13 protein-coding genes, 1 rRNA gene and 1 pseudogene are annotated in these 23,229 nt (G+C 73.5%); 13 read left to right on the forward strand and 2 right to left on the reverse strand.

Annotation, left to right across the window (positions count from 1 at the left end; translation table 11 throughout):
* The 4 genes from rrf to ABTX81_RS33165 form a co-directional block, all read left to right on the forward strand.
* Positions 1–87, forward strand: a 5S ribosomal RNA gene (rrf, locus tag ABTX81_RS33150); the annotation flags it as partial.
* A 189-nt stretch (positions 88–276) separates the two neighbouring features.
* Positions 277–1,725: a glyceraldehyde-3-phosphate dehydrogenase gene (locus tag ABTX81_RS33155; protein ID WP_350553409.1), complete on the forward strand. Its 1,449-nt coding sequence runs from the start codon at positions 277–279 to the stop codon at positions 1,723–1,725.
* Between the two features lie 334 nt (positions 1,726–2,059).
* On the forward strand, positions 2,060–3,769 hold the full coding sequence (locus ABTX81_RS33160; RefSeq protein ID WP_502892914.1) for a glycosyltransferase family 2 protein: 1,710 nt from the start codon (positions 2,060–2,062) through the stop codon (positions 3,767–3,769).
* Positions 3,770–3,785: 16 nt separating this feature from the next.
* On the forward strand, positions 3,786–6,884 hold the full coding sequence (locus ABTX81_RS33165) for an acyltransferase family protein (RefSeq protein WP_502892912.1): 3,099 nt from the start codon (positions 3,786–3,788) through the stop codon (positions 6,882–6,884).
* 81 nt (positions 6,885–6,965) lie between these two features.
* Here the strand turns inward: ABTX81_RS33165 and ABTX81_RS33170 are convergent, their stop codons facing one another.
* Positions 6,966–7,835, reverse strand: a complete 870-nt coding sequence (locus tag ABTX81_RS33170; protein ID WP_350553414.1) for an SDR family NAD(P)-dependent oxidoreductase — start codon at positions 7,833–7,835, stop codon at positions 6,966–6,968.
* A gap of 58 nt (positions 7,836–7,893) precedes the next feature.
* Here ABTX81_RS33170 and ABTX81_RS33175 point away from each other — a divergent pair, with 58 nt between their 5' ends.
* The 8 genes and pseudogenes from ABTX81_RS33175 (at position 7,894) to ABTX81_RS33210 (ending at position 18,938) form a co-directional block, all read left to right on the forward strand.
* The gene (locus ABTX81_RS33175) at positions 7,894–8,568 is read left to right on the forward strand and encodes a TetR/AcrR family transcriptional regulator (protein ID WP_350553416.1); all 675 of its coding nucleotides are present in this window, start codon (positions 7,894–7,896) and stop codon (positions 8,566–8,568) included.
* Between the two features lie 133 nt (positions 8,569–8,701).
* On the forward strand, positions 8,702–9,430 hold the full coding sequence (locus ABTX81_RS33180) for a DUF5995 family protein (RefSeq protein WP_350553418.1): 729 nt from the start codon (positions 8,702–8,704) through the stop codon (positions 9,428–9,430).
* Between the two features lie 95 nt (positions 9,431–9,525).
* Positions 9,526–10,245 carry a flavodoxin family protein gene (locus ABTX81_RS33185; RefSeq protein WP_350553420.1) on the forward strand — a complete coding sequence of 240 codons (720 nt, stop codon included), beginning with the start codon at positions 9,526–9,528 and terminating at the stop codon, positions 10,243–10,245.
* A 329-nt stretch (positions 10,246–10,574) separates the two neighbouring features.
* Positions 10,575–11,776 (forward strand): annotated as a pseudogene (locus ABTX81_RS33190) (family 2 encapsulin nanocompartment cargo protein terpene cyclase).
* Positions 11,777–11,791: 15 nt separating this feature from the next.
* Complete coding sequence (locus ABTX81_RS33195) at positions 11,792–12,673, forward strand: geranyl diphosphate 2-C-methyltransferase (RefSeq protein ID WP_350553422.1); 882 nt, start codon at positions 11,792–11,794, stop codon at positions 12,671–12,673.
* A 274-nt stretch (positions 12,674–12,947) separates the two neighbouring features.
* Complete coding sequence (locus ABTX81_RS33200) at positions 12,948–13,919, forward strand: tetratricopeptide repeat protein (protein WP_350553424.1); 972 nt, start codon at positions 12,948–12,950, stop codon at positions 13,917–13,919.
* 121 nt (positions 13,920–14,040) lie between these two features.
* The gene (locus ABTX81_RS33205; protein ID WP_350553426.1) at positions 14,041–15,936 is read left to right on the forward strand and encodes an HSP90 family protein; all 1,896 of its coding nucleotides are present in this window, start codon (positions 14,041–14,043) and stop codon (positions 15,934–15,936) included.
* Positions 15,936–18,938: a hypothetical protein gene (locus tag ABTX81_RS33210; protein WP_350553428.1), complete on the forward strand. Its 3,003-nt coding sequence runs from the start codon at positions 15,936–15,938 to the stop codon at positions 18,936–18,938. The genes ABTX81_RS33205 and ABTX81_RS33210 overlap by 1 nt, the downstream gene beginning before the upstream one ends.
* Positions 18,939–19,017: 79 nt before the next feature.
* Here ABTX81_RS33210 and ABTX81_RS33215 read toward each other — a convergent pair whose 3' ends face one another.
* Positions 19,018–20,295 (reverse strand): chitinase, encoded by a 1,278-nt coding sequence (locus ABTX81_RS33215; RefSeq protein WP_350553430.1) that lies wholly within the window; start codon positions 20,293–20,295, stop codon positions 19,018–19,020.
* A 208-nt stretch (positions 20,296–20,503) separates the two neighbouring features.
* Between ABTX81_RS33215 and ABTX81_RS33220 the strand changes: the two genes are divergently transcribed.
* A complete protein-coding gene (locus ABTX81_RS33220; RefSeq protein ID WP_350553432.1) occupies positions 20,504–22,597 on the forward strand; it encodes a tetratricopeptide repeat protein in 2,094 nt (697 codons plus the stop codon).
* The last annotated feature ends 632 nt before the right edge of the window (positions 22,598–23,229 follow it).

The raw sequence follows: 23,229 nt of genomic DNA on the forward strand, positions 1-23,229 counted from the left end.
GGTTACATTCCGAACCCGGAAGCTAAGCCTCACAGCGCCGATGGTACTGCAGGGGGGACCCTGTGGGAGAGTAGGACGCCGCCGAACAATCATTCACAAATAGGCCCCCATCCCTTCGGATGGGGGCCTATTTGCGTGTCCGCACCTTGGCTTGTCGGACACGCCGGCGCCAGTGACATGTGATTCTTGTCATGCGCGATCGGGCGGGACCGTTTCGGTTCGGGGGGTGGGGCCCAGTTAGCATGTGAACACCCTCCTAGCTCGAAAGATGGACTTGTGACTGTCAACGACGACGTGTTCACGGACTGGAAGAACCGCGAGGAGATCGCGGAGTCGATGATCCCGATCATCGGCCGACTGCACCGGGAGCGGGACGTCACCGTCCTGCTGTACAGCCGTTCCCTGGTGAACAAGTCGGTGGTCAGCATCCTGAAGACCCACCGGTTCGCCCGCCAGATCGCCGGTGAGGAGCTCTCGGTCACCGAGACGCTGCCCTTCCTGCAGGCGCTGACCACGCTGGATCTCGGCCCTTCCCAGATCGACCTCGGCATGCTCGCCGCCACCTACCGCGCCGACAGCCGCGGCCTCTCGGTGGAGCAGTTCACCGCCGAGGCCGTCGCCGGCGCCACGGGTGCCAACAAGATCGAGCGCCGCGAGTCGCCGCGTGACGTCGTCCTCTACGGCTTCGGCCGGATCGGCCGCCTGGTCGCCCGCCTGCTGATCGAGAAGGCCGGCTCCGGCAACGGCCTGCGCCTGCGTGCCATCGTCGTCCGTGGCGGTGGCGACCAGGACATCGTGAAGCGCGCCTCGCTGCTGCGTCGCGATTCCATCCACGGCCAGTTCCAGGGCACGATCACCGTCGACGAGGCGAACAACACGATCGTCGCCAACGGCACCGAGATCAAGGTGATCTACGCCAACGACCCCTCCGAGGTCGACTACACGGCGTACGGCATCCGGGACGCCATCCTGATCGACAACACGGGCAAGTGGCGGGACCGCGAGGGTCTGTCGAACCACCTCCGCCCCGGCATCGAGAAGGTCGTCCTGACGGCCCCGGGCAAGGGCGACGTGCCCAACATCGTGCACGGCGTCAACCACGACACCATCAAGCCGGACGAGCAGGTCATCTCCTGCGCCTCCTGCACCACCAACGCGATCGTCCCGCCGCTGAAGGCGATGGAGGACGAGTACGGCGTGCTCCGCGGCCACGTGGAGACCGTCCACTCGTTCACCAACGACCAGAACCTCCTGGACAACTACCACAAGGCCGACCGCCGCGGCCGCTCGGCACCGCTGAACATGGTGATCACCGAGACCGGTGCCGCCTCGGCCGTCGCCAAGGCTCTGCCGGACCTCAAGGCGAAGATCACCGGCAGCTCGATCCGCGTGCCCGTGCCGGACGTCTCGATCGCCATCCTGAACCTCCAGCTGGCCCGTGAGACCACCCGCGAGGAGGTCCTCGACTACCTCCGCAACGTCTCGCTGACCTCGTCGCTGAAGCGCCAGATCGACTTCACCACGGCCCCCGACGCGGTCTCGAACGACTTCATCGGCTCGCGCCACGCGTCCATCGTCGACGCCGGCGCCACCAAGGTCGAGGGCGACAACGCGATCCTCTACCTGTGGTACGACAACGAGTTCGGCTACTCCTGCCAGGTCATCCGGGTCGTCCAGCACGTCTCGGGCGTCGAGTACCCGACGTACCCGATCGCGGCGGTCTGATCCGCGAGATCTCGCACGACGCCCGTGGGGCGGCAATCGGTTTCCGGTTGCCGCCCCACGGGCGTTTTCGTGCCCGTTCGGCCGGTGCGGCGGGGGCCCGGCGGGCAGGTTGTTGGAGGAGTGTTCACGTCCGCTTGACCTGCTGCTTTGCCAGGGTGGGCGAGGTGGCTGGGAGGTGTCGTCCGGGGCCTGGACGCTGGATTAATGGTCTATACCAATGGGGTAGTGTGGCCCGTGGAGCTGTCAGAAACACGGCTGTGGGGGCCATATGACCGTCCAACAGGTATCTCCTGTTTCCTCTTTTTCTTCTTCCTCTTCCGATCCTCTTGCGCATCTGCCGCAGCCGCCCGACGACCAGGAGTTGTACTGGTACTTCGGGCCGCAGCGGAGGTGGGTGCTCGTCGCCAGTTCGGCGGCGTTCGTGTTCACCGCCGGGACGATGCTGACCTTCGCGCTGCGGACGCCGGCGCTGTGGGTGTTCCTCGCCGTCCTGGCGCTCAATGTCGTCGCGCTGGCGCTGTCGTCGGTGAACAGCCTGCGACAGCGGCGGCTGACCCGGCAGTCCCACGAGGTGCTGGTGCACGCGTGGGCGCCGGAGGAGCTGCCGACCGTCGACCTGTACCTGCCGACCTGCGGGGAGCCGCTGGACGTCCTGGAGAACGCCTACCGGGCGGTCGCCAGGGTGGACTGGCCCGGTGCGCTGACGGTCTGGGTGCTCGACGACGCCGACCGGAGCGAGGTCGCCGAGCTGGCGGCCGCGCACGGGTACCGGTACGTGGTGCGGCCCGACCGGGGGCACCTCAAGAAGGCCGGCAACCTCAACCACGCGCTCACCCTGAGCAGTGCTGAGCTGATCGCGATCCTCGACGCCGACTTCGCGCCCCGGCCCGACTTCCTGCGTCATCTCGTCCCGTACTTCGCGGACCCGCGGATCGGCATCGTGCAGAGCCCGCAGTGCTTCGACACCGACGAGTCGATGAGCTGGATCGAGCGCGCCGCCGGTGCCGCGCAGGAGTGGTTCTTCCGCTGGATCCAGCCCTCCCGCGACGCCAGTGACGCCGCCATCTGCTGCGGCAGCAACGCCGTCTACCGGCGGGCCGCGATCGACGAGGCCGGCGGCTTCGCCCGGCTCGACCACAGCGAGGACCTCTTCACCGGCCTCGGGCTGTACGCCAAGGGGTACCGCACGCTGTACGTCCCGGTGCTGGTCGCCAAGGGCACCTCGCCGGACAACCTCGCCGCGTACGTCAACCAGCAGTACCGCTGGGCGATGGGCAACCTGCACCTGCTGGGCTCGCCCGAGCTCAAGCGGATCGGCGCGCCCTGGCGGATGCGGCTCTGCTTCTACGAGGGCATCGTCGGCTACCTGGCCGCCGCCGTGAACATCTTCGTCGCGCCACTGCCGCCGCTGGTGATGATGTTCGGCTACCCGGACCAGATCCGGCCCTGGCACGTGCTGCCGATGCTCGCGCCGCTCTGGCTCTGGCACGTGCTGCTGCCGCGGGTCAGCCGGACCCGTTGGCGGATCGAGGTGATCCGCTCCAACGTGCTGATGAGCGTCGCCGCCGGTGTCGCGTTCTGGCACACGCTGCGCGGGCGCAGCGCCGCCTGGGTGCCGACCGGTGCGGCCGGCACGGTGGGCGCGACCGGCCCGGCCGGCGCGGCGGCGGCCCGCGGCAAGTCCCGCTCCGGCGGGATGGCCCGCAAGGTGGTGCTGCTCTCGCTGGCCTGGCTCTGCGCCTCGCTCGGCGCCGGCGCCCTCGGCCTCGCGCTCGCCGTCGCCGAGTACGGCTGGGCGCCCAACTGGGGCCTCGGCCTCTACCTCGCGGTGCAGGCGCAGATCGGCCTGCCGCTGGTGCGCGACCTCCTCGTCGAGGTGCGCGGCACCGCCCGTGCCGACGCAGCCGCCGCCGGGCCGAAGGCGCCCCGGCCCGGCATGCTGCCGCGGCGCTGGCCCGAGGGCCTGGCCGCCACCGCCACGCTCGTGCTCACCGCTCTGCTCGCCTCCGGCTGGGTCCGCCCGATGCTGCCCTGGCTGGGCTGAAAGGTCGTCGCCTTCCATGTCGCCTTCCCCGGTACCGCCGCCGTCACCCATACCGGCAGCGTCACCGTCACCGATACCGTCATCGCCGGCCGTCCCCGAGCTGCGGCCGGCCGCCTTCACCATTCCCGGTCCACGGGACCGCGCCGCCTCCCGGGGTTCCGATGCCCCGGGCCCGGCGCCCCGCTCGGCCGGCTTCCGTCCCGACATCGAGGGCCTGCGCGCGGTCGCCGTGCTCGCCGTCCTCGCGTTCCACGCCGCCGTCCCCGGCCTGGCCGGCGGATTCGTCGGGGTGGACGTCTTCCTCGTCATCTCCGGCTACCTGATCACCGGCCTGCTGCTGCGCGAGGCCGTCACCACCGGCCGGATCCGGCTCGGCGAGTTCTTCTCCCGCCGGGCCCGCCGGCTGCTGCCCTCGGCGGCGATCGTGCTCGGCGCGGTGGCCCTGTTCGGCGCCTGGCTGACCGTGCCGCTGCGGCGCGCCGATCTGGAGTACGACGTGCTGGCGGCGGCGTTCTCCGTCGGCAACTGGCGCTTCGTCGCCCAGCAGACCGACTACCTGGCCGCCGGCCGGGACGAGAGCCCGCTGCTGCACTTCTGGTCGCTGGCCGTCGAGGAGCAGTTCTACCTGGTCTGGGGCCCGCTGCTGGCGCTGACCGTCCTCCTGGTGCTGCGGCTGGTGCGGCGCGGCCGTCCGGACGGGCGGGGGCGGGCGGTGCGGCCGGTCGTGGCCGCGCTCGCCGCCGTGCTGACCGCCGGCTCCTTCGCGCTCTCGCTGTACTGGACGCAGGACTCCGTCTCGCTCGCCTACCTCGGGACGCCGTCCCGGGTCTGGCAGTTCGGGGTCGGCGCGCTGCTGGCCCTGCTGCCCTGGCACCTGCTGCGCGGCCCGCGGGTGCTGCGCGTGCTGGTCGGCTGGGGCGGGGCGGCGGCCGTCGTGGGCTGCGTGCTGGCGTACGACACCACCACGCCGTACCCGGGCTGGGCGGCGCTCGTCCCCACCCTCGGTACGGCCGCCGTGATCCTGGCCGGCACGCCCGGGCGGGACGGGGCCGGCGCGGCCGGTGCCTCCGGCCTCGGCGTGGACCGGGTGCTCGGACTGCGCGCGCCGCGTGCGATCGGCCGGCTCTCCTACAACCTGTACCTGTGGCACTGGCCGGTGCTGGTGCTCGTGGGCGCGAAGTTCGGCCCGCTGGACTGGCCGGTGAAGGTGGCGCTCACCGCGGCCGCCGCGCTGCCCGCCGCCGCCGTGATGCGATGGGTCGAGCGGCCGCTGCGGCACAGCCGTACCCTCTCCGAACTCCCGCGCCGCGGCCTGTCGTTGGGCCTCGCCTCGGTGGTCATCCCGGTGGTGCTGGCACTGGTCGTCGGTACCGGCACGCTGCGGCTGCTCGGCCCGGCCGCGCCGGTCGACCTCCAGGGGCTGCCGCCCGGCTCGTCCGACGGCACCTCGCTGCTGGTGCGCACGGCGGCCGTCGCCAAGGGCGGTCCCGCGGTGGTGCCGGACGCCGTCCAGGCCCGCAAGGACTTCCCGCCGGACGGCGAGTGCGAGGTCGCCCCGACCGCCACCACCAGCCCCGACTGCCGCTTCGGCGTGGTCGGCAGCCCGGACCGGATCGTGCTGCTCGGCGACTCGCACGCCGGCCAGTGGTTCTCCGCGCTGCTCGCGATCGCCGCCGAACGGCGCTGGGAACTGGAGGAGTTGGTCAAGCAGGGCTGCCCGCTGCCGGAACTCACGGTGGTCAACCCGCAGTTGGGCCGCACCTACCGCGAGTGCGACACCTGGCGGGCGAACGCGCTGACCCGGCTGAAGGAGGGCCCCAAGCCCCGCCTGATCGTGGTCTCCACCCTCAACCGGTACACCGACGACCGCGAACTGCTGCTCCAGGGCTGGGAGAAGACCCTCGCCCCGCTGCGTGAGCTCGGCGTCCCGATCGTCTATCTGCGCGACACCCCGATCCCGGGGACGGACGTGCCGGCCTGCGTGTCGGGCCACACCGACGACCCGGCGGCCTGCGAGTTCCCGCGCGACAAGGCGCTCTGGGCGGACCCGCTCGCCGACGCGATCGCGGCCGGCCGGATGCCGGGCCTGCGCACCGTGTCGGTGAACGACGTCATCTGCCCCGGCAGCGGCCGCAGTTGCCCGGCGGTACTGGAGCGGATCCTGCTCTACCGCGACGACGCGCACCTCACCAATGTCGCGGCCGTCGTCCTCACGCCGCGCCTGGAGCGGCTGCTGACGGAGTCCGGCGCCCTGCCGTCCAGGACCGCGCCCGCGGCGGCACCGCAGGTCACCGTCGACGGCTGGACGCAGCTGCTGCGCGACGACTTCGACGGCCCGGCCGGCAGCCGCCCGTCCGAGGCCGACTGGCAGTACGACCTCGGTACCTGCTACCCGGGATGCCCGGCCCCGCAGTGGGGGACGGGTGAGATCGAGACCATGACCGACTCCACCGCCAACGTCCGGCTCGACGGCCGGGGCGCGCTGGAGATCGTGCCCACCCGGGACGCCGACGGGCGGTGGTCGTCCGGGCGGATCGAGTCCCGCCGCGCCGACTTCGCCCCGCCGCCCGGCGGTGTGCTGCGGATCGAGGCCGGGATCGCCCTGCCCGACGTCACCGGCCCGGCCGCGGCCGGCTACTGGCCCGCCTTCTGGACCCTCGGCGGCGAGCTGCGCAACGGTTACACCGGCTGGCCGGCCATCGGCGAGCTGGACATCATGGAGCAGGTCAACGGCCGGGACGCGGTGTTCGGCACGATGCACTGCGGCGTCCTCGACGGCGGCCCCTGCCAGGAGCCGCGCGGTCTGGGCTCGGGCGACCAGCCCTGTGGCGCCGAGTGCCGCACCGGCTTCCACCGCTACGCGGTCGAGGTCGACCTGCGGCCGGGCGCCGAGCAGGTCCGCTGGTACCTCGACGGCCGGGAGCACCACCGGGTGACCGCCGCGCAGTTGGGTCGCGCGACCTGGGACCGGGCCGTCGACCACGGCCTGTTCCTGATCCTCAACGTCGCCGTCGGCGGCAACCTGCCCGCCGCGTTCGGCGGCGCCGTCACCCCGGCCACCGAGCCCGGGCACCCGATGCGCGTCGACTACGTCTCCGTCGCCACGAAGCCGTAGCGGCCGCCGCACCCGGACGAAGGCCCCGGGCCGGGGAGCACACCGCTCCCCGGCCCGGGGCCCTTCCGTGCCCGTCGCGGATCAGTGCGCGGAGTCGGGCGGGAAGGGCACGGGGTAGGCCTCGGCGAAGTCGGCCGAACGGGAGACCTCGCGCCACCTGGTGTCCTCCGCCAGCAGTCGGCGGCCGTGGGCGAGGGAGTACTCGACCGCGTTGACCCCGAGCGGCAGGTGGTCGGGGATGTCACGGCGTGCGGCCATCCGCACCAGGATCGCGGCGGCGCGGGCGGGGTCGCCGGCGCCGCCGGCCTCGCCCTGCCGCAGCCGGGTGTTGGTGGCGCCGACGGTCGCCTCGTAGTCCGCCGGGACGCCGTGGACGGTCATCGAGGAGCCGGCCCAGTCGGTGCGGAACCCGCTGGGCTCGACCACCAGCACCTTGACGCCGAACGGGGCGGTCTCGGCGCGCAGCACGCGGCTGAATCCGTCGATGGCGAACTTGGCCGCCTGGTAGGACGCGATCCCGGGGGAGCCGCCGACCCGTCCGCCGACGGAGGAGAACTGCACGACCAGCCCGCCGCGCTGCTCGCGCAGCAGCGGGAGCGCGGCCTTGGTGACGTTGTAGACGCCCCAGAAGTTGGTCTCGAACTGCGCGCGGAAGTCGGCGTCCTCGGTGGTCTCGATCGGCGAGACGTTGGCGTAGCCGGCGTTGTTCACCAGCACGTCGATCCGGCCGAACCGCGCCCGCGCCTCGGCGAGCGCGGCCCGGGCGGCCGCCGGGTCGGTGACGTCGAGCGCGATCGGGCGGATCCGGTCGCCGAACTCCTCGACGAGGTCGGCCAGCTGCTCGGGGCGGCGGGCGGTCGCGGCGACCCTGTCGCCGGCCTCCAGGGCCGCGCGGGTGAGGGTGTGGCCGAAACCGCGGGAGCTTCCGGTGATGAACCAGGTCTTGTCCATGCCGTTAGTAAAACACCGTTGCGCTAATAGTGCAACGGCGTTGCGCTACGATGGCGGGGTGACGGCATCGGAGTTCCAGCGCGCGCGTTCCCCCCAGGCCAAGCGGCAGCGCGAGGCGGCGATCCTGGAGGCGGCCCGGGCGCTCGGCCGCGAGCGCGGCATCAGGGACGTCACCCTGACGGACATCGCCGCCGCCGTCGGCATGCACAAGTCGGCGCTGCTGCGCTACTTCGAGACGCGCGAGGAGATCTTCCTGCGGCTGACCGCGGAGGGCTGGGACGAGTGGTCGCGCGCGCTGACCGCACGGCTGCGCGACACCCCCGACCTGGGCCCGGCCGCCGTGGCCCGGGCCTTCGCCGCCACCCTCGCCGCCCGCGGGCCCTTCTGCGACCTGCTCGCCCACGCCCCGCTCAACCTCGAACGCAATGTCTCCCTCGACGCGGTCCGCGACTTCAAGCTCGCCACCCTCGCCGCCCGCGAGCCGGTGACCGCCGCCGTCCGCGCCCGGCTGCCGGCCCTGACCGGCCAGGACGTCACCGACCTCTTCGCCACCGCCGTCGCCCTGGCCGGCGCGATGTGGCAGATCGCCAACCCCGGCCCGGAGGTCGCCGCCCTCTACCGCGCCGACCCCCGCCTCGCCCACGCCGTCATCGACCTCGAACCCCGCCTCACCCGCATCCTCACCGCCACCCTCCGGGGCCTCACGGCCGGCCCGGGCACGCCGTCCGCCTGACCGCGGCGCCGCGGCGGGGGGACTCGCCGGAACGGGTGATGGGTGGCGAGGTGCTTCCCGGATCGGGGGATGCGGGGAGGCGGCGGTGTGTATAGGTGACAGCCGGAGCACACCGACGGAAGGGACCAGCCCCATGACCCGGTCAGCCGCCAAGCCCGCGCAGAGTGTCGACGAGGCCATCGAGCGGATGCGGGCGATCAGGAAGCGGCTGGACCCGCGGGACGGGGTCGCCTGCTTCAACCGGATGTACCTGACGGTGACGGAGCTGGTCGGGGAGCGGCTCACGGCGGGGTACTTCCAGGACCAGGCGTTCATCGAGCGGCTCGACGTGGTGTTCGCGAACCTGTACTTCGACGCGGTGGAGGCCGGGGAGGCGGGGCGTCCGGTGAACGCGGCGTGGAAGCCGCTGGTCGACGCGCGCAGCCACCGGAAGGTGTGGCCGGTCCAGTTCGCCTTCGCGGGGATGAACGCGCACATCAACCACGATCTGGCGCCGGCCGTCGTCGAGACCTGCATCGAGCGGCGGACCACGCCCGACACGCCGCCGGTGCACGCCGACTACCTGAAGGTGAACGAATTGCTCGCGCAGGTGGAGGCGGAGGTGCGGGCGTCGTTCGAGGCGCAGATCATCAGGGTCGCGACCGCGCAGGCCGAGCCGCTGAAGCACATCGTGTCCAGCTTCTCGATCGCCCGGGCCCGCGACGCCGCCTGGGCGACCACCCAGACGCTCTGGCACCAGCGCAACATCCGGCCGATGTACGAGTCGACGCTCGCCGCGGTCACCGCGAGCACGGCGCTGGCGGGGCAGATGCTGGTGACCCCCGTGCTGCCGCCGCTGGAGCAGCCGGACGGGGAGGGCTGAGGCGACTCCGGTTGGCGCAGCCCGGCGGGCGGGGGCGAACGGGGCACGGTGGACTGGTGGGTGACCAGCCCCGACGGAGCCGCGAAAGGCCGACGATGTCCTCCTCGCCCCCTGCCCGGTACGCCGATCTGAGCGCCCTGGTGATCAACTGCACGCTCAAGCGCTCGCCCGAGCGGAGCCACACCCAGGGCCTCATCGACGTCAGCACCGGGATCATGGAGCGCCAGGGCGTGCGGGTCGACGTGATCCGCGCGGTGGACCACGACATCGCCACCGGGGTCTGGCCGGACATGACCGAGCACGGCTGGGAGACCGACGAGTGGCCCGTCCTCTACAGCCGGGTGATGGCCGCCGACGTCCTGGTGCTGGCGGGGCCGGTCTGGCTGGGGGACAACTCCTCGGTGATGAAGCAGGTGGTCGAGCGGCTCTACTCGTGCTCGTCGATCCTCAACGAGCGCGGGCAGTACGCGTATTACGGGCGGGTCGGCGGGTGCCTGATCACCGGGAACGAGGACGGCGCCAAGCACTGCGCGATGAACGTGCTCTACAGCCTCCAGCACCTGGGCTACACCGTCCCGCCGCAGGCCGACGCGGGATGGGTCGGCGAGGCGGGCCCGGGGCCGTCCTACCTGGACGCCGGCTCGGGCGGGCCGGAGAACGACTTCACCAACCGCAACGCGACCTTCATGACCTGGAACCTGCTCCACCTGGCCAGGATGCTCAAGGACGCGGGCGGGATCCCGGCGTACGGGAACCAGCGCTCGGAGTGGGAGGCGGGCTGCCGGTTCGACTTCGAGAATCCGGAGCACCGCTGAGAGCGGCTGCGCCCCGGGCGGTCTGACGGCCCGTCGGTACCGGAACGATCCTTGCCGGGCGGCCCCGCCACCCCGGCGGTGCCGCCTCGTCGTCGGTGCCGACCAATTCTGATCATCGGATGCGTCATTTCAAACGCGACTGATGTGAACGTTCACCCTTTCGAGTGCACAGGATCATGCGAAGCGGTCCAGATCGTTCCGCCCCGCCTACGGTTGGGCAGCAGACGACACGGGGCCGCCGCCGCATGCGGAGTTCCCCTCTGTCCGGGGCGACGGCGACGGCCGACGGCCCGTCAGGCGTGTCCCCCTTCACAGAGGAAGGTTCTCCCATGCCCGTGGCCACGAGCGGCGAGACACCGCAGGCGTCGCAGCAGCATCCTCACCCGCGTCCGCATCCGCACCCCGGCCGGCGCGCGGCGGTGCGGTCATGAGCGGGACGGCCCTGGAGCAGCTGCTCCGCGGGCCGAGCGGGCTCGGGACGGCGGCGCTGAAGCTGGCGCCCCGTCAGGAGGCGGCCGCGGTGGTCGAAGGGGGGTCGGGAAAGCCGAAGTCCGGCGACCCGGTCCCCGGTCTCTACTTCCACCCGGTGGCCGAGCCGGACGCGGAGCGGGTCGCCGAGGTGAACCGCCGGATCAAGCTGTGGGCCGAGGAGATCGAGCTCTACCCGCCGGACTGGGAGGACCAGTTCGACGGCTTCTCGGTGAGCCGCTACATGGTCGCCTGCCACCCGGACGCCCCGAGCGTCGACCACGTCATGCTCGCCACCCGGCTGATGGTCGCCGAGAACGCCGTGGACGACTGCTACTGCGAGGACCTCGGCGGCTCGCCGGTCGGCCTCGGCAGCCGGCTGCTGCTCGCCCACACCGCCCTCGACCCGCTGCACACCACCGCCGAGTACCAGGGCGGCTGGCAGGAGTCGCTGGGCTCGGACGCGCCCCGGCGGGCCTACCGCTCGGCGATGGAGCACTTCACCCGGGCCGCCACCGACTCCCAGGCGGACCGGTTCCGGCACGACATGGCGCGCCTGCACCTCGGGTACCTCGCCGAGGCCGCCTGGGACCAGGACGACCACCACGTCCCGGAGGTGTGGGAGTACCTGGCGATGCGGCAGTTCAACAACTTCCGCCCCTGCCCGACCATCACGGACACCGTCGGCGGCTACGAGCTGCCCGCCGACCTGCACGCCCGGCCCGCCATGCAGCGGGTCATCGCGCTCGCCTCCAACGCCACCACCATCGTCAACGACCTGTACTCGTACACCAAGGAGCTGGCGAGCCCGGGCCGGCACCTCAACCTGCCGGTGGTGATCTCCGAGCGCGAGGGCGTCGACGACCGCGCGGGCTACCTGAAGGCCGTCGAGGTGCACAACGAACTGATGCACGCCTTCGAGGCGGAGGCCGCGGCCCTGGCCGCCGCCACGCCCGTCCCGGTGGTGGTGCGCTTCCTGCGCGGGGTCGCCGCGTGGGTCGACGGCAACCACTACTGGCACCAGACCAATACCTACCGATACAGCCTGCCCGATTTCTGGTAACCAAGGAGCTGAACCGTGTCCGTCACCGACACCACCCCTGTGAACCGCACCGCCGTCCCCGGGCCGGCCACTCCCTACCAGGGCGACATCGCCCGCTACTGGGACCACGAGGCCCGGCCGGTGAACCTGCGCCTCGGCGATGTGGACGGCCTGTACCACCACCACTACGGCATCGGCGAGGTCGACCAGGCGGCGCTCGGCGCCCCCGACGACAGCGAGCGCGAGAAGAAGCTCGTCGCCGAGCTGCACCGGTTGGAGTCCGCGCAGACCGACGTGCTGCTCGACAGCCTCGGCGACATCCGCCCCGAGCACACCCTGGTCGACGCCGGCTGCGGGCGCGGCGGCTCCATGGTGATGGCCCACCAGCGCTTCGGCTGCAAGGTCGAGGGCGTCACCCTGTCGGCCAAGCAGGCCGAGTTCGGCAACCGCCGGGCCAAGGAGCTGGGCATCGACGACTCGGTGCACGCCCAGGTCTGCAACATGCTCGACATGCCGTTCGGCAAGGGCACCGTCCAGGCCTCCTGGAACAACGAGTCCAGCATGTACGTCGACCTGAACGACCTGTTCGCCGAGCACTCCCGGATCCTGTCGGTCGGCGGCCGGTACGTGACCATCACCGGCTGCTGGAACCCGATCTACGGCCAGCCGTCGAAGTGGGTCTCGCAGATCAACGCCCACTTCGAGTGCAACATCCACTCCCGCCGCGAGTACCTGCGCGCGATGGCCGACAACCGGCTCGTCCCGAACGCCGTCGTCGACCTGACCGCCGCCACCCTCCCGTACTGGGAGCTGCGGGCCACCGTGCCCTCGCTGGTGACCGGCATCGAGGAGGCGTTCATCAACTCCTACAAGGACGGCTCCTTCCAGTACCTGCTGATCGCGGCCGACCGGGTCTGACCCCGCGTCGCCGAACGGCGAGGACCCGGCCCGGCCGCACGGCGGCGGGGCCGGGTCCGCCGCGTTCCCGGGGGCGCGCCCTGCCGCGTTCCGGCCATGAGGGGCGGGCCTCCGTCGCGTGGTGGCGCCCCCGGCGGCGTCTCCCGGAACAGGGCTGGTCAGCAGGACGTCGGTGGCACGTGATATGCAGTGCATCATCCGATTGGCCGCACCGAGGCCATACGAACGATGCCGACGGCCGCGCCGGTCGACGAGGTCTCAGGGGGGCCGCACCATGTCCTTTTTCCGCCGCCTGGCCGGGCGGAAGCCGCCGCGTCCACTGCCCCCCGTACTGGACCTCTCGCACGGCGACGAGGAACTGCGCCGGCTGCGCGCCCTCGCCGAGGCCGGCGACTGGGCCGCGCTGCGCCCCGCCCTCGCCGCCGTCCCCGACCAGGGCGAGCTGACCTGGTTGATGAACCGGATCTCCGACCTCGAGGGCACCGAGGAGTGGCTCGCCAAGGTCGTCGCCGAGCAGCCCGAGGACACCCTCGCGCTGCTGCTCTCCGGCGCCCGGCAGATCTCCTGGGCCTGGGACGCCCGCACCGGCGCCCGCGCCAAGGACGTCACCGAGGAGCAGTGGCGGCTGTTCGGCGAACGCCTGGAGACCGCCGAGGAGCAGCTGCTGGAGGCCGCCGAGCGCGAGCCCAGCCGGCTCGCCCCCTGGTACTTCCTCCAGGTCGGCGCGCGCGGTGCCTCGCTCGGCCGCACCGTCGCCACCACCCGCTTCGAGGCCGCGCTGCGCCGCGACCCCGAGCACCTGGCCTCCCACCAGCAGCGCCTCCAGCAGCTCTGCTCCAAGTGGGGCGGCTCCCACGAGGAGATGCACGCCTTCGCCCGCACCGCGATGCTCGGCGCACCGGAGGGCAGCCCGCTCGGCGAGCTGGTCGCCGCCGCCCACCTGGAGCACTGGCTGGACCTGCCGGACGGCGAGGACCACGCCTACCTGACCGGCCCCGCCGTGCGCTCCTCGCTGCGCGAGGCGGCCCTGCGCTCCGTGCTGCACCCGGCCTACCGGCGCCGGCGCGACTGGCGGGCCACCCACAACACCTTCGCGATGGTCCTCTCGCTCGCCGACGAACGCGAGCTGGCGCACGCGGTGTTCGCCACCCTCGACGACGTCGTCACCGAGTGGCCCTGGTACTACCTGGGCGGCGACGAGGCGGAGAACTTCCGGATCCACCGCGACCGCTGCGCCCCGCGCTGAGCCGGCGGCGGGGAGCCCGCCCGCACCCCGGCGACAGCACGCGCCGACCGGCCGCCCGGGACGTCCCGCCCCGCCGGCCACCGAAGCCCGACCCCACCCCTTGCGATCGAAAGAGCCACCGGTGTCCCCATCCGAGAACCCGACGAGCGCGCACACCTTCCAGGTCGACCTGCGCGGCCTGGTCGACCTGCTCTCCCACCACCTCTACTCCAGCCCGCGCGTCTACCTGCGCGAACTCCTGCAGAACGCGGTCGACGCGATCTCCGCCCGGCAGGCGCTCGACCCGGCCGCGCCCGCCGCCATCACCGTCCGCGCCGACGGCGACCTGAGCATCACCGACACCGGCATCGGCCTGACCGAGCAGGACGTCCACACCTTCCTCGCCACCATCGGCCGCAGCTCCAAGCGGGACGCCGACGGCCGGCTCGACGGCGACGGACTCGCCCGCGCCCGCGGCGACTTCATCGGCCAGTTCGGCATCGGCCTGCTCGCCTGCTTCGTGGTCGCCGACGAGATCACCGTCGTCACCCGCTCCGCCGCCACCCCCGACGCCCCCGTCATCGAGTGGCGCGGCGGCTCCGACGGCCGCTACACCATCCGCACCCTGCCCACCGAGGCCAAGCCCGAGCCCGGCACCACCGTGCGCCTCGCACCCCGCTCCGACGCCGCCGAGTGGACCCGCGCCGACCGCGTGCTGACCCTCGCCCGGGACTTCGGCAGCCTGCTGCGCCACGAGGTCACCGTGATCGACGGCCGCGGCGACGCCACCCGGGTCAACCACACCCCGCCGTGGGCCGCGCAGCACGGCTCCCCGCTGGCCCGCCGCGAAGCGCTGGCCGCCTACTGCCGCTCCACCTTCGACTTCACCCCGCTGGACACCATCGAGCTGGACCTGCCGCTGGTCGGCCTGCGTGGCGTCGCCTACGTCCTGCCCGACGCCGTCCCGCCCTCCCGCCGGGCCGGCCACCGGGTGCACCTCAAGGGCATGCTGCTCTCCGACCACGCCGACGAACTCCTGCCCGACTGGGCGTTCTTCGTCCGCTGCGTGGTCGACACCGACGGCCTGCGCCCCACCGCCAGCCGCGAGGGCCTGTACGCCGACGAGACGCTCGCCGCCGTCCGTGACGCGCTCGGCGCCCGGATCCGCGACTGGCTCACCGGCCTGTCCGCCAGCGACCCGGCGCTGCTCCACCGCTTCATCTCGGTGCACCACCTGGCCGTCAAGGAACTCGCCCGCTACGACGACGAGTTGCTGCGGATGCTGCTGCCCTGGCTGCCGTTCGAGACCACCGACGGCAATGTCACCCTGGACGAGTTCGCCCGCACCCACCCGGTGGTGCTGGTCACCCGTACCGTCGAGGAGTTCCGCCAGGTCGCCCCGATCGCCGGCGCCGCCGGGCTGGGCGTCGTCAACGGCGGCTACACCTACGACCGCGACCTGGTGCACCGGCTGCCCGAGATCCGCCCCGGCACCTCCGTGGCCGACCTCGACCCGAGCACCGTCACCGCGCACCTCGACACCGTCGACCCGGCCGCCGAACTCGCCGCCTCGGCCTTCCTCGCCACCGCTCGCGAGGTGGTCGGCCGCTTCGACTGCGACGTCGCCCTGCGCAGCTTCCACCCGACCAGCGCGCCCGCCCTGCTGCTCGACAACCGGGAGGCCCGGCACGAGCGCACCCGCGCCCAACTCGCCGACGAGGCCGACGGGCTGTGGGCGGACATCCTCGGCTCGCTGCGCGCCGAGGTGCCGCGCGCCCAGCTCGTCCTCAACCACCTCAACCCGCTGGTCCGGCGGGCGGCCTCGATCGGTGACCGCGAACTCGCCGTCACCGCCGTGGAGACGCTCTACGGGCAGGCCGTGCTGCTCACCCGCCGGCCGCTCACCTCCAGCGAGAGCGCGCTGCTCAATCGCTCGTTCATCAGCCTGCTGGACCACGCGATGCTCGGGCACGAGGCGGCGTCCGGCGCTGCGGGTCGTTCCGGTGACACCGGCGACCTCGGTTCCGGGGAGGCGTGATGCTGACCAGCATCGACGCGGTGATGACCGCGCTGCGCGAGAACGACGCCCGCCCCTACGGGCGCCAGCGGACCGTCACCGCCGAGGAACTCGTCGACGCCGCCGAGCAGTTCGACGACACCGCGGTCCGCGCCATGGCCCTCCTGGAACTGATGGAGGCCTACGAGTACGACGGCGAGCGGAGCAAGGCCCCGGTCGTCTTCGCCCGCGTCCTCAAGCTCTGGGACACCGACCCGGACGAGTTCGGCGAGTGGGCGCGCCAGCAGGTGTTCTGGCGCTTCAAGTGGGTCGCCACCTCGCTGCTCGGCACCCCCGACGTGCCGCTCGCCGCGATCCGCCGCTGGCACGAGGAGATGCGCAGCCGCTACCGCGCCGCCGGGCACGGCCTCCAGCCGTACTACGCCCAGCGTTTCCACCTCGCCGCGCACATCGGCGAGGACGTGCAGGACGCCTACGAGCTGTGGTCCGGGCGGCCGCGCACCGAGATGAGCGACTGCCACGCCTGCGAGATCCGCTCCCGCGCCGTCCACCACCTGCGCCAGGGCGACGACGCGACCGCGCTGGACATCTGGCGGCCGGTGCTCAGCGGCGAGGCCACCTGCGCCGAGGAGCCCTACGTCAGCCACGCCCAGGCGCTGCTGCCGATGCTGCGCCAGGGCCGGCTGGACGAGGCCCGCTCCAGTCACCTGGTCGGTTACCGCTTCGCCCGCGGCAAGAGCGGGCTGGCGCGCTCGGTCGGCCTGCACATCGAGTTCTGCGCGCTGTCCGGCAACGAGCCGCGCGGCTTGGAGCTGCTCGCCGAGAACCGCGACCTGTTCGGCGTCACCGGCGACCCGGACAGCCTGCTCAACTTCCTCACCGGCGTCGAGGTCCTGATCGCCGGCCTTGCCAGGGGCGGGCACGGCGGGCTCACCGTCAGCGGCCCGCCCGGCGCGAGCTGGACCGTCGACACCCTGCTCGCCCACCTGCGCACCGAGGCGGACGCGCTCGCCGCCCGCTTCGACGCCCGCAACGGCACCACCGCGGTGAGCGGCCGCCGCCGCGACCGGCTCGCCCGCCGGCCGCTGCTGGCCGAGCCGCTCGCGCTCGGTGTGCGGGCCGCGTCCGCGCCGGAGCTGGCCGCCGTGCCGGTCGTCCCGGCGGTGCCGGTCCGGGAGGCCGAGCCGGAGCCCGAGGACTTCACCGCCCTGCTGCTGCGCGCCCGTGAGCTGCAGCTGGTCGGCCACCCGGACGCGGACCGGCTCTGGAAGCGGATCGGCGAGCGGGTCGCCGCCGCCGAGGCCGGGGACGGTGCCGGGGCCGGAGCCGGGGAGGGCGGCCTGGAGGCGCTGCTGGGCCCGGACGCCGGGCCGCTCGGGCAGCTGCGCGCCGAACTCACCGAGCGGCGCGCGCACGAGGCGCTGGACGGTGGCCGCTGGGAGGAGGGCGCCGCCGAACTGCTGGCCGCCGGCGGGCTGTACAAGCGGGAGGGGCTGGCCGGCCGCGCGCTGGCGGCCCGGACCAGGGCGCTGGTCGCCGAACTCGTCCGGGACGACGAGGAGGACGAGAACGGCGAGCCGGTCGAGGCCACCGCGCCGGTCATCGACTGGCCGGCCCTGGACGCCGCGCTGGCCCGCGCCGAGCAGTTGGCCGCCACCGCGGCCGCCGGCGGCACGCCGGGCATCTCGGACGACGACTACCTCGTCGTCCTCCAGTGCCGCGCCTACGCCGCCCACCAGGAGCTGATGCGCGCGCTGCCCGAGCCGCCCGCCGAGCAGAGCGCGCGCTTCGCCGCCACCGTCACCGCCTACCGCGAGGCGGCCGCCGAGCGGGGCTCCGCGCGCCGGCTGTCCGTCGCCCGCCAGTACGCCGCCGACGCCGCCGCCCGGCAGGGCCGCAACGCCGAGGCCGTGGCGGAACTGCGGATCGTCATCGCCGAGTTGGAGCGGGCCGGACAGCCGTGGCACACCCCGCGGGCGTACGGCCTGCTGGGGCAGGCGCTGCTGCAGAACGACGAGCAGGCCGAGGCCGTCGAGGTGCTGCACCGCGCCCTGGCGGCGGCCGCCCGCTGGGCCGACGACTCGTACCCCTTCGCCGCCACCTATCTGATGGCCGGGCACGCCAGCGCCCACCTCGGGGACACCGGCGCCGCGATCCGCTCGCTCTCCGAGGCCGCCGCCCGGTTCGACCGCAAGGGCCCGGCGGCCGCCGAGGACGCGGCCCGCACCCGGCTGCAGCTCGCCGACCTGCTGACCAACGCCGACCGGACCGCCGACGCGGTGGCCGTCCTGGAGTCGGTCCTGGCCGACGGGGCGTCCGGCGGCCTGGACGAGCGGGTGCTGGCCCAGGCCCGGCTCGACCTCGCGCGCGGCCTGTTCACGCTGGACGAGGACCGCGACGCCGCCGAGGAGTACCTGCGGCTCGCGGCCGTCCTGGAGGGCTGGACCGAGGACCTCCACCTGCGCACCATGGTCGCGGCGGAGGCGGCCGTCGCGCTGATCCACGCCGACCGCTGGGAGGCCGCGCACGCCGCCCGCGCCCGGGCGCTCGCCGCGCACGAGCAGTGGCCGCAGGCCGGCCCGGTGTCCGCGATGCTGCGGCAGTTCGCCCGGCTCACCGCGCAGAAGGAGGGCCCGGACGGCGTCGAGTCGGCGCTCGCCCGGCTGGCCGAGGCGGACGCCGTGCGTGAGGGCCTGGAGCGCGAGGACCCCGGGGCCGAGACGTGGTACCCGCGCGCCGCCGTCCACTACGAGCGGGCCCGGGTCCACGCGGTGGCCGGCCGGTACGAGGAGGCGCTGGCCGAGGCCGAGCGGGCGATCGCCGGCTACGAGGAGGGCGGCGAGCAGGCCGAGACCCCGCGCGCCGAGGCCGTCCGGCTGGCCGCGCTGATCGAGGGCACCGACCTCGGCCGGGTCGAGGCGGCCCGGGAGCGGCTGGCCGGCGCGGTCAAGCGTTGCCGGGCGCTCGGGCTGGACGAGGCGGCGGCGATCCTCACCGACCTGCGCGAGCGCCTCGCGGAGTGACGGCCGCGTGCCCGGGCCGCGATCGCCGCGGCCCGGGCGACCGCGCCCCGGGACGTCCGTCGGACGCCGGTCGGGTGGTTCAGCAGGGGCCGTCGTCCGCCCAGACGCCCCACGGGCCGCTCGCGGTTGGATTCTCGTTCAGGGTCCACCACTTGGCGTGGTACTCGTGGCCCTGGTACGACACCTTGGCGCCGCCGACGTACACCGTGCCGGCGCTCCACGGCGGGTCCACGCAGGTGCCCGGGCTGGTCGGCGGGGTGCTGGGCGGGGTCGTCGGCGGGGTGGTGGGCGGCGTGGTGGGTGGCGTCGCGCCGGCGAAGCGCACCGTGAACCTGGTGAAGTCCCAGTCGTTCTGCGCCACGCTGGAGCAGGAGCCGGACAGCCCCGGGTCGACCGGGCCCGGGCACTGCCGGTCCCGGTTGACCGACCAGAAGGTGTAGCGGGCCATCCTGTGCGCCAGCGCGAAGTCCAGCACCGCCTGGAAGTCCGCCTGCCGGAAGTACTCGGCGACGTCGGTGCGGCCGTTCATCTGCGAGACGCCCTCGTGGGCGTAGGCCTCCGCCTCCGACCAGCCGAAGGTGGTGCGCAGGATCTGGTTGAAGTTCACCAGCGCGGAGGTCTGTGCCGCCGCGCCGTTGAAGCCGCCGTCGAACGGCATGATGGAGAAGTTGTCGGGCGTGAAGCCCTGCGCCTTGGCCTCGTTGAGCATCTGCCGGCCGAACCACCCGGTGCCGGCGGCGGTGCCGGCCGTGGTGACCGAGATGTACAGCCCCGGGTTGTCGCGCTGGAGGATCCGGGCCGCGCCGATCTCGTTGCGGATCGCGGCCGTGTTCTCGTACTCCGGCTCCTCCAGGTCGAAGTCGAGCGCCTTCACCTGGTACCTGTCGACGACCTTCTGGTACCCCGCCGCGGTCGCCTCCGGGGTGCCGCAGGTCTGGCCCAGCTTGGTGCCGCCGTAGCCGCCGATGGAGACCGAGACGTCGCCGCCCCTGGCGCGGACGGTCCGGATCACGGCGGGCATGGTGGTGTCGGTGTCGATCGGGGACGTCCCGCCCCAGGCCGGCACGCAGCCGCCCTTGTCCAGGATGAACGCGAGCTGGAAGGCCTTCTGGCCGGTGGCGTCCATCACCGTGGCGACGTCCGGCGGGCTGTTGTCCTCGGGCATCAGGTACGGCGCGGAGGCGTACCAGTTGCTTCCGATGCCGCCGGTGGCGGTGGTGACGGCCGGGGTGGTGGTGGTCGCGTTGGCGGCGACCGCCACGAGTCCGCCGGCCAGCAGGCCGAGCACCCCGGCCACCGCGGCGGCGCGTCGGCGGGGCGGGCGTTCCTGCGCGTGTGGGGGAATGGCACGTTCCATCGGGATCGACCTCTCCAGGAAACGGCGGAGTACGGCCCACCCGCGCCGATCGTGGGGGCGGCGCGCCGGGCCGACGGCACCCGCGGGGGGCCGGGCCGCCGCGAGGTGCTCACTGGTATAGACCTGTTATGAAGGGGCGTCAACCGCTTCCGCCGCTGCTCCGCGTGCGATCCGGCGCGATCGCCGGGACAGGCCCTAGAGTTGACGGGTGGCCGAAGAGACGTGGAACAAGGTGGAGGGACCGGTGCGGGCCGGCGCCATCGTGCAGGCCGGGTCCGTCGGGGAACTGCACGTGCACGAGGCGGCCCCGCGGGTGGCCGCCGTACCGTGCCAGCTGCCCCCGGCGCTCGCGCACTTCGAGGACCGCGCCGACGAACGCGCCAGGGTGCTGGCCGCCGTCGCCGAGGGACCGGGGGACGGCGGCGGGCCGCTGGTCGTCGCGCTCAGCGGGATGGGCGGGGTCGGCAAGACCGCGCTGGGCTTCGAGCTCGCCCGCGCCCTGCTCGACCACTGCCCGGACGGTGCCCTGCACGTCGACCTGGACGATCTGCGGCGCGACGGCGCCGTGGAGACCGCCGACGCCCTCGGCGACCTGCTGCGCGCGCTCGACCCGGAGGCCCGGCCCGAGCCGGAACTCCGCGCCCGCGCCCGCCAGTACTGGACCGCCACCCAGCGGCGGCGGCTGGTCGTCGTGGTCGACAACGCCCGCAGCGGCGCCGAACTGCGCCCGCTGCTGCCCGCCTCCGCCGCCGGCGTCGTCATCGTGGCCAGCCACGGGCCGCTGTACGACCTCGACGGTGTCCGCCTCGTCGACCTGCCGCTCGGCCCGCTCGGCCCCGAGGACGCCGTCAACCTGCTGCGCCGGATCGTCGCGGACCCCCGGTTCGCCGCCGATCCCGAGGCCGCCGCCGAACTCGCCCGCCGCTGCGCCGGCCTGCCCGCCGCGCTCTCCGTCGCCGGGCGCTGGATCCGCCGCCACCGGCGCCGCGAACTGCGGCGGCTCCTGGCGGACCTGACCGCCGAACTGGACCGGGAGGGACTGCCCGTGGTCGAGGCCGTCTGGGACGCGGCGTACGCGAGCCTCGGCCCCGTCGCGGCCCGGCTCTACCGGCTGCTGCCGCACCACCCCGCGCCCGTGGTCGGCGACCACGCGGCCGCCGCGCTGCTCGGCACCGACCCCGACCGGGCCGCCGACGCGCTGGACGAACTCGACACCGCCGGGCTGCTGGAGCGGCGCCCCGACGGCCTCGGCATGCACGCCCTGCTGCGCGGCCACGCCCTGCGCCGGGCGCGCGCGGCGGCGGACGGCGGCGAGGACGCTGCGGCTGCGCGGGTTCGGCTGGTGCGCTGGTACCGGCGGCAGGCCGGCCGCGCCGACCTGGTCGCCGCCGGTCCCCGGCTGACCGTCTCCGCCCCCGCCGCCGAGGCGCCCGCCCCCGCCGAGGTGCCGGACCTCCCCTTCCCCGACACCGGCACCGCCCTGCGCTGGCTGGAGGACGAACGGCTCGCCCTCTACGGCTGCGTCCGGCTCGCCGCCGAGGACGGGCTCGACGAGGAGGCGGTGGCGCTCTGCGAGGCGCTCTGGACGCACTTCCTCGACCACCGGCACTACGCCGACGTCATCGACGCCTTCGGGCGGGGCGTCGCCGCCGCGGTCCGCTCCGAACGGCTCGCCGCCACCGTCCGGATGCGCTGCCAACTCGCCCGCCCGCTCTGGGAACAGGGCCGCTACGAGGAGGCCGCCGAGGAGCTGCGGCTGGCCGTCAACGGCGCCCGGCTGCTCGGGGACTCGCCCGGGGAGCGCAAGCTCCGGGCCTCCGCCGTCGAGTTCCGCGGCAAGCTCGCCTCCGTGCGCGGCGACTGGGCGGCGGCCGTCCCGGACTTCGAGGCAGCCCGCGAGGAACACCGGGCCATCGGCAACGCGTACGGCGTGATGCTGCAGACCTACCTGCTCGGCCGCGCCGCCGTCGCCCTGGGGGAACTGCCGCGAGCCGTCGAGCTGTTGAGCGAGGCGCACGCGGCGGCGGACACCCTGGGCCGGGACCGGATGACCGCCCGCACCGGCTTCGAGCTCGCCACCGCCCTCCGCGCAGCCGGCCGCCCCGCAGAAGCCGCCCCCCTGTACGAGGCCGCCCTCACCGCAGCCCGCACACGCCACTCGCCGGGGGACGAGCTGCGAGTCCTGGAGGCCCTGGCCGCACTCAGCGAGGAGACGGGCGACACCGAAGCGGCGACCACCTACCGCACAGCCGCCGAGACACTGCGGCAGTCCGGCGGGAGCGGGGCCACCCCGCTCGCATGACGGCGCGGGCAGCGACCGACGGGAGCAGAAGGTCGGCGGGTCCGACTTTCCAATCCCGCCCGCGATCCGCCAGCACCAGTCTGTGCGCGTAGATAGATTCGCTGGCACGCGGGGTCGACCCTCGAATCCCGTCTGCGAGGGATGGCGGGGCGTGGTGCGGAGCAGAAAGTCGGCGGATCCGACTTCTCAATCCTGTCCGCAATCCGCCCGGGCGCATCTATGTGCATAGAGCGATACTGGCGGGCGCGGGAGCGGGAAGTCGGCGGGTTCGACTTCTGGATCTGCTCACGGCGCAGAGGGGTTTCTATGCGCGTAGAAGCCCCTGGTTGGCGTGGGAAGTCGGCGAGGTCGACTTCTCAATCTGGCCGGCTGGGGAGGGCTGGCGGACTGGAGCAGGAAGTCGGCGGGTCCGACTTTCCAATCCCGCCCGCGACCCGCCAGCACTAGTCTATGCGCGTAGATAGATTCGCCGGCACGCGGAGTCGACCCTCGAATCCCGTCTGCGAGGGGTGGCGGGGCGTGGTGCGGAGCAGAAAGTCGGCGGATCCGACTTCTCAATCCTGTCCGCGATCCGCCCGGGCGCATCTATGCGCATAGAGCGATGCTGGCGGGCGCGGGAGCGGGAAGTCGGC

The organism is Kitasatospora sp. NPDC097605 (assembly GCF_040302725.1).
Lineage (GTDB): Bacteria > Actinomycetota > Actinomycetes > Streptomycetales > Streptomycetaceae > Kitasatospora.

Bases quoted from the DNA above. Each gene is read 5' to 3' on its own strand.
- ABTX81_RS33165 (WP_502892912.1), top strand. From the start codon at position 3,786: ATGTCGCCTTCCCCGGTACCGCCGCCGTCACCCATACCGGCAGCGTCA.
- ABTX81_RS33170 (WP_350553414.1), bottom strand. From the start codon at position 7,835: ATGGACAAGACCTGGTTCATCACCGGAAGCTCCCGCGGTTTCGGCCAC.
- ABTX81_RS33180 (WP_350553418.1), top strand. From the start codon at position 8,702: ATGACCCGGTCAGCCGCCAAGCCCGCGCAGAGTGTCGACGAGGCCATC.
- ABTX81_RS33185 (WP_350553420.1), top strand. From the start codon at position 9,526: ATGTCCTCCTCGCCCCCTGCCCGGTACGCCGATCTGAGCGCCCTGGTG.
- ABTX81_RS33200 (WP_350553424.1), top strand. From the start codon at position 12,948: ATGTCCTTTTTCCGCCGCCTGGCCGGGCGGAAGCCGCCGCGTCCACTG.
- ABTX81_RS33210 (WP_350553428.1), top strand. From the start codon at position 15,936: ATGCTGACCAGCATCGACGCGGTGATGACCGCGCTGCGCGAGAACGAC.
- ABTX81_RS33215 (WP_350553430.1), bottom strand. From the start codon at position 20,295: ATGGAACGTGCCATTCCCCCACACGCGCAGGAACGCCCGCCCCGCCGA.